This is a genomic window from Mycobacterium lehmannii, from assembly GCF_002245535.1.
GTDB classification, from domain to species: Bacteria; Actinomycetota; Actinomycetes; order Mycobacteriales; family Mycobacteriaceae; genus Mycobacterium; species Mycobacterium lehmannii.
Genome location: NZ_NKCN01000012.1, coordinates 132,767 through 148,375 on the forward strand (window position 1 = coordinate 132,767; position 15,609 = coordinate 148,375).

15 protein-coding genes and 1 pseudogene are annotated in these 15,609 nt (G+C 60.2%); 12 read left to right on the top strand and 4 right to left on the bottom strand.

The annotated features are described in order from the left end of the window. Positions 1-304: 304 nt before the first annotated feature. Positions 305-835, bottom strand: coding sequence for a hypothetical protein (locus CEX87_RS15340; protein ID WP_142301096.1), 531 nt, complete (start codon positions 833-835; stop codon positions 305-307). A 222-nt stretch (positions 836-1,057) separates the two neighbouring features. Between CEX87_RS15340 and CEX87_RS27980 the strand changes: the two genes are divergently transcribed. The 3 genes from CEX87_RS27980 (at position 1,058) to CEX87_RS15355 (ending at position 4,529) form a co-directional block, all read left to right on the top strand. Then, positions 1,058-1,339: a DUF3761 domain-containing protein gene (locus CEX87_RS27980; protein WP_094287962.1), complete on the top strand. Its 282-nt coding sequence runs from the start codon at positions 1,058-1,060 to the stop codon at positions 1,337-1,339. Between the two features lie 1,012 nt (positions 1,340-2,351). Beyond that, on the top strand, positions 2,352-2,921 hold the full coding sequence (locus tag CEX87_RS27590) for a hypothetical protein (protein ID WP_233151393.1): 570 nt from the start codon (positions 2,352-2,354) through the stop codon (positions 2,919-2,921). Between the two features lie 93 nt (positions 2,922-3,014). Further along, positions 3,015-4,529: a serine/threonine-protein kinase gene (locus CEX87_RS15355; RefSeq protein ID WP_094287963.1), complete on the top strand. Its 1,515-nt coding sequence runs from the start codon at positions 3,015-3,017 to the stop codon at positions 4,527-4,529. A gap of 314 nt (positions 4,530-4,843) precedes the next feature. On the opposite strand, the gene CEX87_RS15360 is transcribed toward CEX87_RS15355, so the two are convergent. After that, a complete protein-coding gene (locus tag CEX87_RS15360; RefSeq protein WP_142301097.1) occupies positions 4,844-5,971 on the bottom strand; it encodes a PIN domain-containing protein in 1,128 nt (375 codons plus the stop codon). A gap of 176 nt (positions 5,972-6,147) precedes the next feature. Between CEX87_RS15360 and CEX87_RS15365 the strand changes: the two genes are divergently transcribed. From CEX87_RS15365 to CEX87_RS15375, 3 genes and pseudogenes are all read left to right on the top strand, one after another. Continuing rightward, a complete protein-coding gene (locus CEX87_RS15365) occupies positions 6,148-8,103 on the top strand; it encodes an ATP-binding protein (RefSeq protein ID WP_158220777.1) in 1,956 nt (651 codons plus the stop codon). A 125-nt stretch (positions 8,104-8,228) separates the two neighbouring features. Continuing rightward, positions 8,229-8,405 (top strand): annotated as a pseudogene (locus CEX87_RS27595) (serine/threonine protein kinase); the annotation flags it as partial. Positions 8,406-8,416: 11 nt separating this feature from the next. Further along, entirely contained in the window at positions 8,417-8,980 is a 564-nt protein-coding gene (locus CEX87_RS15375) for a hypothetical protein (protein WP_094287971.1), read from the top strand. Between the two features lie 105 nt (positions 8,981-9,085). On the opposite strand, the gene CEX87_RS27380 is transcribed toward CEX87_RS15375, so the two are convergent. Beyond that, positions 9,086-9,448, bottom strand: a complete 363-nt coding sequence (locus CEX87_RS27380) for a helix-turn-helix domain-containing protein (RefSeq protein WP_198957230.1) — start codon at positions 9,446-9,448, stop codon at positions 9,086-9,088. Positions 9,449-9,668: 220 nt separating this feature from the next. On the opposite strand from CEX87_RS27380, the gene CEX87_RS27120 reads away from it, so the two are divergent. The 3 genes from CEX87_RS27120 (at position 9,669) to CEX87_RS15390 (ending at position 12,138) form a co-directional block, all read left to right on the top strand. Next, entirely contained in the window at positions 9,669-10,379 is a 711-nt protein-coding gene (locus CEX87_RS27120) for a hypothetical protein (RefSeq protein WP_142301098.1), read from the top strand. A 373-nt stretch (positions 10,380-10,752) separates the two neighbouring features. After that, positions 10,753-11,349, top strand: coding sequence for a hypothetical protein (locus CEX87_RS15385; protein WP_142301099.1), 597 nt, complete (start codon positions 10,753-10,755; stop codon positions 11,347-11,349). Between the two features lie 330 nt (positions 11,350-11,679). Beyond that, entirely contained in the window at positions 11,680-12,138 is a 459-nt protein-coding gene (locus CEX87_RS15390; RefSeq protein WP_332888955.1) for a recombinase family protein, read from the top strand. Positions 12,139-12,524: 386 nt separating this feature from the next. On the opposite strand, the gene CEX87_RS15400 is transcribed toward CEX87_RS15390, so the two are convergent. Then, positions 12,525-12,863: a DUF732 domain-containing protein gene (locus CEX87_RS15400; protein ID WP_094287979.1), complete on the bottom strand. Its 339-nt coding sequence runs from the start codon at positions 12,861-12,863 to the stop codon at positions 12,525-12,527. A gap of 197 nt (positions 12,864-13,060) precedes the next feature. On the opposite strand from CEX87_RS15400, the gene CEX87_RS15405 reads away from it, so the two are divergent. The 3 genes from CEX87_RS15405 (at position 13,061) to CEX87_RS15420 (ending at position 15,494) form a co-directional block, all read left to right on the top strand. Further along, complete coding sequence (locus tag CEX87_RS15405; RefSeq protein WP_094287981.1) at positions 13,061-13,357, top strand: hypothetical protein; 297 nt, start codon at positions 13,061-13,063, stop codon at positions 13,355-13,357. Positions 13,358-14,084: 727 nt separating this feature from the next. Continuing rightward, positions 14,085-14,885, top strand: coding sequence for a hypothetical protein (locus CEX87_RS15415; protein WP_094287985.1), 801 nt, complete (start codon positions 14,085-14,087; stop codon positions 14,883-14,885). Between the two features lie 183 nt (positions 14,886-15,068). Beyond that, complete coding sequence (locus CEX87_RS15420; protein ID WP_142301100.1) at positions 15,069-15,494, top strand: GNAT family N-acetyltransferase; 426 nt, start codon at positions 15,069-15,071, stop codon at positions 15,492-15,494. Positions 15,495-15,609: the final 115 nt, after the last annotated feature.

Here is a 15,609-nt window from a genome sequence, read left to right on the forward strand (position 1 = left end):
GTTTCGAGCGCAGTGCTTTGGCCGTGCACCTAGGCGAAGTGATAGATCCTCCAACACCTGTACTGGTCGCCACGCTCCGCCGCGCGGGCCGACCCTCAGTCGAAGAGACGTCAAGTACCCCGTGCCATCAGGGAGTGCGGAAAATAGTGGTCGACATCGGCGGAGTGTTCGAGGCCGAGAAGAGGGGTCACCGGCGCGCCACAATAAAAGCATGCCCCGGCTTTGTACCCGCTCAGGCCCGGTCGCACCCAGGTGATGGAGCGGCGCATGCCGCGCACGATCATCTCGGACGGCCGGTCGTAGACTACCGCAGGGTTGAGCCGGTCAATCGCTTCTCGTGCCAGGTGCTTTCGACCAGCCGCCAGCGCGACTCAGCCTCGGCCTCCAGCGGCTGCTTCGCGTCTGCATTGGAGGCTATGGCGAGCAACTCGTCGGTGAAGCGGATGCCGCGCAGCGACTGCTTGCGCTCGTCGTGGAAGAACCGGGTCTCAACATCGCCGGTGCCGACCACGTGGAAGGCATCGATGAAGTTCTCGAAGCCGAGCAGCGCAGTGGTGGTCACCAGTTCCACGGGAGTGATGATGCCCGCGTTGAAATGACGGCACGCATCGAGGAACCGGCTCGTGGCAGATGTCGACTGTGTGTCCACCCGCAGGATGTGGGCGCACAACTCACGACTGAACGGGACCGCCAATTCCTCCAGCGAAGCTGACGTCGCGCCCGACTCGGCCAATGACAGGATGGACTTCGCGAGGGCGAACTTGAAGGAGGCCACATTGCGGCCTCGGAGGACAACACTGCGGAAGTCCTCTGACGCAGGGCTCGCGGTTTGCATGGGAGGACCGTACTAAGTCCCCCGGACCATCGGACACCTATTCGCAGGCGATCCGGACGGCACCACAGTCGGCTGCGTTTGACGAGCGAGTTTCGGAGCCAGCAAACAAGTTATAGGGAAACCCCTGATTCCAAATTTCTAGGAACGCCCTACCGTTCTGATCAAGGCGGAACCAGACGGGGCTGGTGCGCCACAGCATCAGTAGCAAATTCAGGAGTCATAATGCTTCGCAAGACGCTGATAGCGGCTGCCGTGACCGCTGCTGCGCTCGGGGGTTTCGCAACCGCCACGGTAACTGACCCCGGTACCGCATCAGTCTCGTTCATCGCCAGCTGTGCCAGCGACGAGTACGAGAACTCGCAGGGTGATTGCATCCTTCGGCCCACGGACTCCTCACAGCCCCCGGAGAGTGCGACGTTCGTGTGCGCCGATGGGACCTACTCATCCAGTGTCACTTCCAGAGGCGCTTGCTCACGTCATGGAGGCATCGACCATGCGCTCTGACCGGTCCGTTGAGGCAAGTGGCGGCCCAGAACGGGGGTCGTCGGGCATAGAATCGGCGGCTCGGACATTGCGGAGGAACCGCTGTCTTGCGCTGGGGGTGACGCTGACGGCAGCGTCCCTTTGGCTCGCACCGGTAGGGCTAACAGCACCACCTGCTCAGGTACCGGTTGCGCCAGTACTCGGCGAAGCATGCAACGACCAGAACAAGCTTGCATACGACCCGGAACTCGGCCAGATCATCTGCACTCAAATGGGTTGGGTTCGCTCCGTCGAGCCGACTGGCATCCGCAACATGGGTGAACCGTGCGCCGCCTCAGAGATGACCAACATGATGGCCAGCTCACCGGACGGTCACCTGATCTGGTGTCCCTCCCACGAGGGTGTATGGGTTCTCTACCGGCCCTGAAAGACGCATTTAGGAACGACATGAACTCCACACAGATCACCCGAGTGGTGCTCCTAGGTCTAGCGGCGGGATCGCTCGCGTTTGGCCTCGCTCCGAGGGCATCTGCCGACTACGACACGATGGCTTACGGCGATGCCCTAAGGGCCGCTGGTTTAATCGACCGCGACGGGCACCCATGTAACGGCCCACACGATCGCGGCACTGGCGAGGACTGCCGGTACCAGTTCGACGACGTTGTAGAGGCTGTTTGGACCGGAACGTGGGTCTGTCGAGAAGTCGAACAAGGACGGTCTCGCGCAACCATCGAATACAACCTCAGTCACGGTGACGGACTCCGTGTATCTCACGTCGACGCTCCGACCGTTTACGACGCCGCAACTATGCACCTGTGCTGAACCACGAAGATGTAGCGCTATGAATCGAAATGGACTGATATCGATCGAGATCGGCCTGATGGCGCTCGGAGTCGCTGTGTCCGCCTGCAGTACCACGTCCCCGCCGACCTCCACAGTCACTGTCACTGCGCCAGCAAGTCCGCCCACTGTTTCTGACTTCGCAAGCGGACCCACCCCGGTAGTCAGCCCGACGCCGACGGGTCCGAAGTCCGTGATCGAGACCGATGGCACCTACTTGGTCGGGACCGACATCCTGCCGGGCATGTACCGCACGCCCGGCGGCTCTGCTTGTTATTGGGCCAGGTTGAGAAGCCTCGATACCAGCGACATCATCGACAACAACAACAGCACCGGTCCGCAAGTCATCGAGATACTGCCGACCGACCGGGCCTTCAAATCTTCGAATTGTCAGACCTGGACTCTTGAGCCGGGGCAAGCTTCGGCACCACAACCACCCCCCGTGGCGACCGCCTCCGATTCTGCGCCCAGCGCGAATTACCAGTCCAACTACGAAAGTCTCCGCTGCCCACACCGCGCAGTGCTGACGCTCCAGACCACTCAATCGGCTGTCGCCATTTGTGACCATGGCACTGGCGGTTATACCTACAAAGGGCTGCGTCTTAAGGACGGAGCCAGGATCGATATTGATGGTGCAATGCCTACCGCATCGGGCTTTACTGTGACGAACAATGGCACCCGGTACGACGTCAGCCGAGGCGGATTGGTGATCAACACCGACGGTGATGTTTACACCGAACCCGCAGTCACCTCAGGTCCGTGAAGCGCTGATAGGTGGCGAACAGAGGGGAAAGATCCTGATGCAGACCTGCGGCGGGTAAAGAGTGGTGGCAGCGACGACGACAAGTTGGATGCCATGCCGCTAAGGATTGGGGAGACATTCGCCGGATACAGGGTCCTGCGGCTGCTCGGCTCCGGAGGCATGGGCGAGGTTTATGTGGTCCAGCACCCCCGTCTGCCCCGCCAAGAGGCCTTCAAGGTCCTCCGCCCGGACATATCGAGTGATCCTTCCTTCCGCGAGCGGTTTATCCGCGAGGCCGACCTAGCCGCAGGACTTCGGCATCCCCACATCGTCGGGATCCACGACCGAGGCGAGCATGACGGCCAGTTGTGGATCGCGATGGACTACATCGACGGCACCGACGTCGCCTACCTGCTGGAGCAGAAGTACCCGGCAGGCATGCCGGTCGACATCGTCCTGTCGATCATCACTGCAGTTGCCAGTGCGCTGGACTACGCCCACCGGAAGGGGCTGCTGCACCGTGACGTCAAGCCCGCCAACATCATCGTCACCGCCCTTGACAGCGATGACCCGGGTGTCTTCCTCGCCGACTTCGGCATCGCCCGACCGCTAGACGAGATCAGCGGCATCACCACAACCAACATGACGGTGGGCACGGTGGCTTACGCCGCCCCTGAGCAATTGCTGGGCGAAGAGATGGATGGACGGGTCGACCAATACGCCCTCGCCGCCACCGCCTACCACCTCCTGACCGGAGCCCAGCTGTTCCCGTACTCGAACCCAGCAGTGGTAATAAGCAGACACCTCAACACGGTCCCGCCGACGCTGGGCGACAGCCGCTCCGGCTGCGCTGGTCTCGATGACGTACTCCAAATAGCACTGAGCAAGAACGCCTCCGACCGCTTCCCTTCCTGTTCGGCATTCGCGCAGGCCCTGGGCGACGAGTCCTCCAGGATGGGCGCGCCCGCGAACGCCACTACTGAAGCCGCACGCCAGCCAAGCAAGTCTGTGTCCACGTCCGCTGCCGGATTACCTATTCAACCAGCAGCCCGCGCATCTCCACGCATCCGGCTCGCCCTGGCCAGCATCGTTGTGATCGTTCTGTTGGTTGGCTTTATCGCCATGGTGTGGCGGCCCTGGGACGAACGCCGATCGAGCGGCTCAACGATGCCGCCCAGGAGTGGCACGTTGACCGAAACATCGAGTCCGCTGGCGCCTGCCCCAAGCAGCGCACCCCCGCCTCCGCCAGCCACGCCGCCGTCTTCGATTCCTGCACGCGAGGCTCCTGAACGCGAGGCGTCGCCGGGGGTTGCCCGCGCTCGCGAGCAGAGTTTTCTGGCGGCGCTAGACGGAACGCCGATCGATGGACCTAACCATGTTTCCTACAGCATGATCCCCGGTAGCCACGGCGCGTATATGGGTGACCCATCGGCATGGACGGTCGGTGGCCCCGTGGTCAAATACGGCTATGAGGCGTGCGCTGTACTGAAGAAGTACCCGAGTGATCGCGAGCAGGCTATCGCCACCTTCTACGAGGAGCATGGCTACGACACGAAGTCCGCTAGTGCGTCCACGAAGCAAGAAATGGCGACCTACATGGCGATCGCCACGACCTATCTCTGCGGATGAGCCGCCCGCGACCGCGCCGGACCCCGGCGAGCGCGAAAACCCCTTAAAGGGTTGCGGTAGAAGTGCGGGATGCCCTAACGATGTCGAGGTACGCCAGCCAGGAGCGCGCCGCTCGGTCGGGCGTCCTGGCCCAGGATTCATAAGCGCCGATCCGTCCGCGCAGGCTACGCACTCGAGCGTTGTCACCGGGGGTTGGCATCGGCGAGACGTTAAGGAACCTTGGTGAAGTGAGTTCGACTAGCGGTTCAGGACCGCCCAATATCTGGATGATCAATCGTCAATCAAGCTAGTGACCGCCTGGGGCGGCCTAATGCCTACTGCGGGCGACGGACGACAGAAACTAGTTCAATCGCCTGGACACCTCCATCGTCAATGACGAAGCTGAATGTCATTTCGGCGACGAACTCGCCGTTTACGAGGACGGCGTCTTCGTCATACTCTTCATCAACAACAGTCCAACTCGCGTTCGGTCCATCGCTGTCCTCTTTCAGAACGGTTGCCTCATAACCGATCTCCGCGTCGACAATTGCTTCACCGATCTCGGTACCACCTTCGAACACTTCATGAATGTCAAGACTAAGAGTTGTCAGGTCGGGCCAGACCTCTAAAGCGGTCGGTTCATCAAGCTCGCGGTCCAGCATCACGTCAAGATGATCGAATAGTTCACTCCCCACAAGGTTCTGGCAGGCCGCATCGATGCTAGCTCCAATCTGATCGGTACGACTCGGTAGATCGAGTGGCGGCTCCGTTAGTTCGGTCAAGACTTTGTCCATCGCTGTAATCGAGATTGCGTCATCGATCGACTTCGCAATCGAAACCATGTTGGCGGTGACACTAGCTAGGTCTTGCGTCAGCTCGGGATGCAATATTGCCTCTTTGCCGTCGCAGCAGTCATTGTCATTCGTGACGAAGACAACCGCGCAACCCGAGTGCGCCTCGGCAGTGACTTCTCGCACCGTCACCCAGATCAGCGCGTCCCTGTACCCCTTGTCAGTCGAGTCGAACGGCGGATGCTCCGAAAGGGACCAGTTGACCAGTGTGTCGTGATCGATCGCAGTAGGCACGGGGCGGATGACAGCTCCCATTTCGGTCAACTCGTTGCGTAGCCGATCAGCCAGCTGTTCGGCAGTCTGAATCGGGCGGCTACGGAGTTCCCTTACCGTTGGCAGACCGTCGGGTAGTTCAAGACCTGCAGCGCAAAGCGCAGCGAGCGCTTCGCCCCACTTCGTGGCGGCTTCGCTGCGCAAGCGCTTCAAGGTCTTGTACCGACGTCGAGCGACCTCACGGACGACCACTTCGGGGACCACGATTGACAGCGGCCCGAACTGGACGAGCAGCCGCAAGCGCGTCCAAGCGATTCCTTCCAGCGACGGATCAGCCAGCAGGATGTTGGAATCGACGACGTATATGGCGCTGCTGTCAGAAGCAACGCCTTCAGACATCCACTTGAGTTTCGTAGCTATCACGCCCTTCCTGACGACTCCCTCTACCTCGCGGACCGCACCCGACTCGTGCACGCAGGACGCATCTCAGCACGATCCGGGTCGACACGGGTCCATCCGACGGCGCATCGGCCCGGCTACCCCTTTTTGTCGTGGCCGCTCATTACGCTAGCGCCGTGGAGACCAAGCAGGTGCGCGCCGGTCGAGACACCATCCTCAGCTACGTTGAGCGAGCGAGCGCGGTCGACGTAGTGGCGGAATTCGTTTGGAACTCTCTCGATGCCGATGCGACCACAATCGAGGTAACTGTCGCGATCGGAGATCTAGGAGCGCCAGAAGAACTCGTCGTCAGCGACAACGGCTCGGGGATGCCACCTGACCGTATCGAAGAGTTCTTCCTAACCCACGGCGACTCCTGGAAGCGGACGAAGCGATTCTCACCGGAACTGAACCGGCCACTGCACGGGCAGCTGGGCAGAGGACGGTTTCTCGGGTACAGCATCGCTGATCGTGTTAATTGGCGGTCAAGATCGCAGGCAGACCCAGACTACTCCGAGGTCGAGATTCGTGGCCGACGAGATTCCCCTGATCAGTTTGTCTTCGATGGACCGTGGTCATCTCAAGGACCACGAGGCACCACAGTGGAAATGGTGCTGCGGCAGAGCCCACGTGTCGCAGGCATCGTCGAACAGGGCTTTCCATTGCAGCTCACCGCCCGGCTGGCGCCTTCACTTCTTGCGATGCCCGACGTCGACGTTTCATTCCGGAACGGACCCCTGAATCCGACTGTCCACATCGTTTCTGATATTGACCTTGACCTCGGTGACCTCGATCCGTCTGTCCTGCATGGCAAAGCTGCTCCGCGTCTCCGCTTGGTCGAGTGGGGGGCGGACATGCGATCGAAGACGATGTTCTTGTGCGACGACCGAGGCGGCGTGGTTTCGGACTATAAGCTCAGCCGACTGCCACCAACACCGCTTAATTGGACTACATACCTCCAATGGGAGGGTTTTCGGGATCCAGAGTTAATGGGTCAGGCCGACTTACGGGCACCAGACATTCAGCACGGCGAACTCCTCGCTGCGGCTAACAGGGCAGTCATCGATTATCTACAGCGTCGTCTTGAAGAGCAGAAGGGAAGCATTCTCGCAGAGTGGAAGGCGGAAGGCGTCTATCCATACGAGGGTGACGCACGCAGCGCGACCGAAGAAGTCGAGAGAGAAATCTTCGACATCGTGGCAGTGGTTGCAAGCCCGGCGATCGGTCGAGACGTCAAACAGAAGAAGCTATCTCTTCGACTACTCCAGGAAGCGACACGCTCCGAGCCGGCGCATACCAAGAAGATTCTGTCCTCGGTGTTAGAGCTAACGGACGAGGAGCAGGAGGTCCTCGTCGACCTGCTTGAACGCACTAAGCTCGCTTCCATCGTTCGGTCAGCGCAGACTGTGGCGGATCGCGCCGACTTCATCCATGGTCTTCGAGAGTTGTTGTATTCAAATGCGACGAGGACCCAATTCCGAGAGGTCGACCAGCTACATCCGATGTTGGTCAATGAGCCGTGGATTTTCGGCGACGAGTGGGGTCTTGCACTCTCCGAAGTTGGCCTCACACGGCTTGTGCGAACCCTCGTTGCCGAAGCGAACAGCGAAGTCGAGTTCGCGTCTGGGCCAGTAAGGCTCCCCGATGGCAAGCGCGGTCGCGTGGACATGGCATTTTCGCGCCACCTGCCCGAGAGTCAGAGCACCCGCCACCTCGTCGTCGAACTCAAGCGACCCAAGACGCTGACGATGGTCGAATTCAGTCAGGTCAACAACTATGCGTCCGCGATTACTACGCACCCGGAGGTCGTAGGGGCACCGCACTCGTGGGACTTCTGGCTAGTGGGAACCGACATCGACGAAGCCGTCAGGGGCCTATACAGTGACCCGTCTCGCCAAGGCCTAACTGTGAGCAACTCACGCTACCGGATTTGGGTCGGCACCTGGGGCCAGCTCCTAGACCAAGCACAGCGACGAATCCAGGCATTTCAGGCTGCTCTTGAGCTGGTGTCTTCTGATCAAACCAGCAGAGACTATCTCCAACGTGTTCACGCCGAGTTCATTCCGCCGATCGGTACCGACCGAGTCTCGTAATAGCCGGGTTACGAGCTTCACGAAAGTCAGTCCCGGTGACGGTCATCGGCTTCATCACAGCCCCGAGACACCCAGTGACAGCTGAATCGGTGAGCCTACAAATTGGCGGCGGCTAACATTCGCCCATGCCGTTGCGGATCGGCGAGACGTTCGCGGGATACCGGGTCCTGCGACTGCTCGGGTCCGGGGGCATGGGCGAGGTCTACTTGGTCCAGCACCTCCGCTTGCCCCGCCAAGAGGCCCTCAAGGTCCTGCGTCCCGCCATATCCAGCGCCCTTTCGTTTCGGCGGACCCTAAACCGAACCTCCCGCCGATGAGCGCAGAGGTGGCTATTGCTGCGCTGGCGGTAGCGGCGAGCACGACCACGGCAATCGTCAGCATGATCGTGACCTACTGTTCCCAGCGGTCAGCGATACGGGAACAGAACCTATGGCAGGAAAGGACGGTCACCTATCTCAAACTCCAGGAATGGGTCCACACAATTTACGGCTGGAGTGATCGAGGTCTTCGAGACGATCCACCTTCTCCTGACCTTGACACAGTGATGAGGGTGAGGCTCTTCGGTAGCCCCCTCGTCGTCGACCATTTCGCACAAATGGAAGGGGTTGTCGACGGAGCTAGGCGTGCCATACGCGAGAAAGACTGGGAAACCTTCGACGATCTGCGATTTCAACTGAGCGTCGGGCTCGCCATAGACCTGAACAACCTGCTGCGAGATGAGATTCGGGGACAACGGAATGAGTACATAGCCACCCGCGATGATCGGATACGATTGCGATGGCGCAGACGACAAGCTCTGAAATGGTTCGTCCTAAAACAACGTTTGCGGCGAGGCGTCGTTGACATCGAGATGCCGAAGGACGACACAGACCGGTAGTATCGTGTGACCTCACGGCTTTCAGTCGGTATATGAGAGCCAGGCTCCAGTCCCGAACTCAGGAGTTGTCATCTGTTGCTACAACCGATTCTCGTGTCGCGCCTTTCAGCGGCGGGAAGATCTTTGATCACCTAACTCCAACAGCGAGTCTCGTTCAATGCGAATCATTTTGGGGCCAATACGCTTGGCTTTCAGATCACCAATCGAGATCATTTTCCGCACGGTGTGTTGACTGATCTGGTAATACGCAGCCGCCTGCTTGATTGTCAGCCAGCACGGGATTTCATCGGCCATCGCGTCATACTCCTCGTCAGTCAACGGTTTGAGGTCCAAGCCCGACCAGTTCAGTGAGTCACGGTCGAACCGCAAGATTCGGCACGATGTGATGCGAGAGTCGCCGCCCATCCTGCGGACACGCACACGCAGGCGGCCAATGTACATAGCGCTGAACATCTCGGACACGCTCACGGACGACTCGGAAGCTGCCTGAGTGCTAGTGAGCCATCGAGTCATGGAGAGCAATTCAGCACGTCCGAGGTGGCCCCGCACTCTCGCTGGCGCTGTGGGGGCGGCGGCCCCAGCTTACGGCGAGAACCAATGTGACGGTCGATCCGCCTGGAATTGGCTCAGCGTGGAGTGTGGTGCGCCTCTCCGCCAGTTTGCGTGACGGTCGTGCACAATTCTTCCGGTGAACTGGGTGGCTGCAACGTCCGATTGGTTCGACTTAGGCGATCTTGCGCACTATCCGTTTCGTGCAGATGTATGGGGTGATGCAGCAGCATGGGTCGGGGCCGTGGCCACGGGCCTCGCAGCGCTGATCGCCGCTGTTGCCTACGCCTTGGGCAGGCGACAGGAGAAGTGGGCTCAAGCGTCGCTCATATACTTTGGGCTTGGCAGCGGTGTGTATGAGGTGCACAATCGCTCGGAAAAGCCAATCGTCGGTGTCAGAGTGATACCGAAGCCTCGATCGTTGTGGTCGGCGGCTCGATCCGGTAACTATCGCGGCGCAGTTGTGTTCGGTGGTCCGACGCTTGCTGCTTTTCCGTCCCACGAGTTCTATCTGGCTGCGAAAAGGAGCCACGGTAGGGATAGGCCGAAAGAAGCGACTCAGAGCAACATGTTCGCGACGAAGATCGAACCTGGAGCTTCGGCCTCCGTCGGTCTTGATTGGGTTACTATGGCGGGCTTTAAGAGTTACATCGAGTTCCGTGATGTATATGGCCGTGATTGGCAATACGACATCGAGGAAGAGCGTCTTAGGCCACGAAAACCCCGCGCTACGCCGCTGAAGGAGAAGAACAATCGCCTGTGGGCGATGCGGTGGATTGCAAAAAACGAGCTCATCTATCTCTGGCGTCATTATGGCTTTCATCGGAAGGGGCGACCACCGTCGGAATAGCGTGCATCGCCAATCTTCGCGTCGCATGGTGGACCATGTTGGATGAAGCGATCTTAGGGAAATCTCGCGTGTAGCGGTATCGATCTCAAGGGTTGTGCAACGACTATGTGTCTGGAACATCACCGGTATCGTCAATAGCCCGGCATCCGCGTAGCTCACCTGTGGGGAGGGCGTCTGAGACAGCCATCCGCGCGGCCCGATGAAGAATGCGTAGAGAGGCCACTCGGAATACCGTTCTCGACGAGCGGAGGCCCGCTAGTCTGCGGGCGGACTAGTGTTACTCAGGGGCGGAACTATACAGATGGCCAATGACCCGATTACCACAATTTACTTAGCCGACCGAGCCGATGGGTCTGCCATCTACCAAGCGAACATGACCTTGCTGTACGTAATCACCACATACGGTGCGCTGGTTGCCGCAGCGATTGCAACTGACTTTGTAGAGAACCCTTGGGCACTCGCCTTCATCGGAGCGCCACTATGGGGCCTGCTTTGCTACCAGACTCAGCTGTTGGTACTAGCCTCTGTCCGCGTAAATTCGATCCAGATTCTGGAGCGACGACTCTTAGAGGCTGCCCAGGGACTCAGTGAAAAGGAGAAAAACCAGATCGGCTCCGGCGCTGGCGACCGGATTTCACGGGTGTCAGACCAACCAACCGGACTCAAGCCAGCGAACGTCGCATCCTTCGCTGCTATCGGGGCAGCATCCATCGCCCTTGCGATCACCTCACTGATGTTGGTGGAACCAAAAGCTTGCAGCTTTCCTTTTATTCTTGGCCTGGTGGTGCACGCCGTTCTAGGCCTTACTCTCGTTCTCGCCCTCATCTCGCTGGGGCGCATCCGGCTGTTGATTAGTGGCCTGGCTGACCAAGGTCCGTACTCTCGCGCAGCGGCAGAAGCCGAACATCCAACCGAACAGAACCTCGAATTGCAAACGCCGGACGAGCCAGACTCGGCAACTGAGGTCTGAGCCAAGAAGCGGCGCCTGCCTCAAACGGGGGTAGAGCGGCGTATCAGAGATCCAAACGTTGCTGTCTCAAAATGGATCACATTCGAGACTGGGTGCTCCTAAGCCCCGCATCGCTCGGAGCACCAGGTCGTGGTGTCTCGAATGTTGGTCTCGGAAATAGATGTCTCGATACTCGCGTGCAAACCAATATGAGTCACGGCGAGAGCGGGTCCCGCAACCCGGCGGGCACCCGGATGGGCTACACCCGCGTCTCGACCGTGGCGCAGACGCTTGACCAACAGAACGAGGCGCTCGCCCTCCGCTGGGGTCACCAAGGTGTTCTCGGACGTGATGTCTGGTGCGCGCGATGACCGTCCCGGTCTAGCTGCCCTGTTGGACTACGTTCGCGAAGGCGACACCGTCGTGGTGTGGAAGCTCGACCGATTGGGGCGCAACATGCTGCACATCTTGGAGACGGTGCGGGACCTGACTGACCGAGGCGTCACCCGGGTCTCGGTCACCGACGGCATCGACTCCTCCGCTCCAGCGGGCCGGATGAGGATCGGCGTCCTCGGGTCACTCGCGGAGTATGAGCGCGAACTAATCAAGGAGCGAACGGCGCTCAAGCGGGCGTCGAGGGCTAACGACACCAGATTTGGTCGCCCCCGGAAGGTCACCGACGCCGAGCACATCGCCACCGCTCGGCGAATGAAGGACGATGGCCACACCGTCAAGGACATCGCGAAGTACCTCGGGGTGTCCCGGGCGACGTTGTATCGGTACCTGTATGAGGCTGTGGCGATCGGTTGACGTCGGCTACGACCTAATAGGAGTACTTCTGGATGCCCTCGTAGGTCATCATGGTTGCGCAGCCTCAAAGGCAGAGGGCTTCGATGCAGTCCAAGCAGGACCGGGAGTCCTGCGGGTCGAAACGTTCGTGAAGGCAGATTCGTGCCCACCGACCACACGCAGTGATCGTGAGATTCTCTTCGACGAAGATGGGTTCCGAGACCTTCCGGATCAAGGCGTAGACGCCAATCCGAGGCGTGGGCGGAAGGACGCCCGCATGGCGGATCGCGTTCTCGGGGACTATGGGATCGATGTCGTCCGGCGCAAGAAGGTATCGCTCGATCGCCACGAAGGTCATGGAGAGGCTGAGACCATGTCAGTGGTGCGGTGGCGGTGTCTGAGTCAACCTAAATTTGCCCGATGACGTCGCTGTGCTGCGGGCACAACTCATAGGCCGAGTATTGCGCGAACAGGTGTGCGTAGTAACCCGGATGGCTTCCCGGCCCGTTGTACGACCGCAGCACTTCTGCGACAGCGCCCTGAGCACCACCACCCGCATCGAAGGCGTCGCACACCCGGTAACCGACTTCCAATGCCTCCTCGGCACACTCGGGGCAATTGACCGCGTAGTAGTCGATGGAGTCGATAGCCTCAATGAAGGCGTCCTCGCTGGCCGACGCCGGGCCAGCAGTGACCAGGCTGATGCTGAGGACGGCCAGCAGGCAGCCGAAGAGCCTCCGCTTCATGAGGCCATGATGTCAGGTCTTTTCGACGATCTCGAGGCAGTTGCGGGAGATAGCTAAGACGACGACTGTGCGAGTATCACCGCGTCTAGGAGGCCAGTCCCCCGAACGGCAGTGCTGGGGAGCCGCCGGCCTCATACTTCCCCAAGGGGACCGCCCGGTGTGGGGCCGGGCAACACTTCTTATCGCTGGAGTTCGACATGACATGGAAGAAAACTTGTGTAAGCACAGCCGCCGCGCTGAGCTGTCTGGTTGCCGTCGCCTCTCTCCCGGTCGCCTTCGCGCAGACACCCGGTGAAGCGTTCTGCGCGGAGAACCAGCGCCAGCTTGATAGAACCAGCGGCGAGATGCCGTTCGAGGTCAACGACGCCGTTGCATGGCTAACGCAGCAGTTCAACATGTCTGAGACCGAAGCAGTCCGTCTGATCGACAACGGAGGCGAGACGTACTGGTCAGGCATGAACGGGCGATGGGAGGTCAAGTGTCATGATCAGTGATGTCGTTTCGGTCAAGACGGTGGTCTGTCATCGACACCCTGCTGGGCCTGGTGCCGTGGTGGCAAACGCCAGCCGCCTGACCAACATCTTCTTACTGACCCACCCAGACCCAAACGCAACCTCGTCCGAACCTGACACTGCCTCCGGGAGTGACCCGGTATGTCATGGGCTGACCGATATCTGAGATGAGCCAGTCGCCAATTCCGTCCTCTGTGTATCGAGGCGGGTAGTCACGAAACGTCATGATCGAGCAGTTGCCGGGGTAGTCGTATTCCTCGACGTTCGTGCCGACCCACATGCCCGGCAAGACATCTACTCCAACTTGTAGGTCGGCAGTCGGATTGTCGCGGGCGTCGAACCTGGTGCCTGGCTCAGCGAATGCGGGCGATGCACCGAGGGCATTCACTAGGCCGAGTGCCAGCACGCAGTACACCAACTTTATGAGCCGCCGCCCGACTGTGGGAAGTGTCGACGACACTCTGTTGGGTCTGCTCATGAGTTCTCGTCTCCGGGGTTGCGAGCGTGACCGGCAGCTACCCCACATCTGACCCGCCTGCCGAAAACATCGCCGCCGACAAGTCGATGTTACGACGATCGGGTAGCGCAGTGGGGTTGTGACGTTTCGTTTGGGATGGCCGGGGCACTCGTCAGCGGTTTCGGAAGCTCCAGGTACTAACGGGGATGCGATGCTGAGCATGACAGTCGGGAGCGATCGCGGAGGAAAGGGATGACTGAGGACCCGCTGTACCCGGGAATGGATGAGCACCGCGCCATCGAGTTTCTCTGGGCGACCAACGACGGCACCGCCATCGAGTGCTGGCACTGGTTGATCGAGACATCGACTACGTCGTTTTACATCAAGTCTATGAACCGGGCGATGCAGCGAGCCAAGGTCACCATTCACGGGCCGGATGAGCGTCATCCAGGCGAGGAGCACTACCGGTTCGACTTAATCAGAACGCCGGAGATGGAGGTTGATCCGGAGTTCGAGAACCGCTCCGCTCGGGCCGGGGGCCGCTGGCTTACCGACCCTAGCGACCTTCCTCACTATTTCACTGGTCGACGCGTCGCCGAGAACGTGGACCACATCGTGCGTCTCAGCACCGAACATGATCTATTTGTTGCCGGTGTGCCCCCGGCGGGGGGGTCCGACTGGCCAAAGGAGAAGGCGACGATGCGTGGCCTTCTGCCGATCCCCGCCGAAGGGTTCGTAATTCACGTGGACGTCTTCCTGAAGTATGGCCGCGACCGCGGACCCTACTGGCCACACCCGGAGGAGACGATCCGTGCCCAGCGGGCGGGGTTGGGATACATGACCAACTCACTGGGCTGGAAGCTTTCAGCCGTCGCTTTCATGCGGGCCGCCGACCGCGAACCCGATCCCTTCGGCGACTTTCGCGGTGCCACACCTGTTAATCGCTGCCATCGTGGCTACGCGGCGACGGTTGAAGATGACGGTTTGCTGTGGCTGTGTGAGAAACTGATCCCCTTCGACGACGAGGGTGAGACGACCGACCCCGATCTCTAAAAGCCCGACGACGCGCCGTATCGGAAACACCGCGATGATGGACTCGTGACGTGGTCCGATGGCCGTAACCGCGAGATGGCCAAGTGGGCGTACCACCGCCTTACTAGGCAACGCCACGAGGCAAAGCATGGGCAGCGGAAGGACCTTGCCGACCACAACCCTCGTGGGTCCACAATGCCTGTCGTGGACCTGGAACTACTTGAGTTGAATCGCGTGGCATCGTACTCCAAGCACGATGGGTTCAATGCGGCCTGGTGGTCAAGGGTGAGGGCTGGAGACGATCACCGACATCTCCAGGCGCGCCTAAACAGTGTCGAGGTGGCCCGGGTGCTGCTCGATGAAGTCGTCTATATCGAGTACTACGTGGACACGCCACAACTGGGGGCGACAGCGCTCCAGATCGAACTGATCGAAGTGTCGGAGAAGCACCGACGTCGGGGCATCGGGCGGGAGGTCGTTGACCGCCTCGCGCAGCTGCACCCCGACCGCCGCCTGGTTGCGTTCAGCGAAGGCGCAGACGAATTCTGGCATTCACTGAATTGGCGGCGCCACGAGCGAAGGGAAGCTCCGGAGCGCTGTCAGCCGTTGTTCATCCAACCGCCATCGTGAACCGAGGGTGAGCGGCGCCCGAGCCAACCCAACATAGAGCCTTACCCGGTCGGTCCATCGAGAATCAGCAGAGCCTGGTGCTCGGCAGCCCTCGGAGGAACATGCCTGCCCGGCG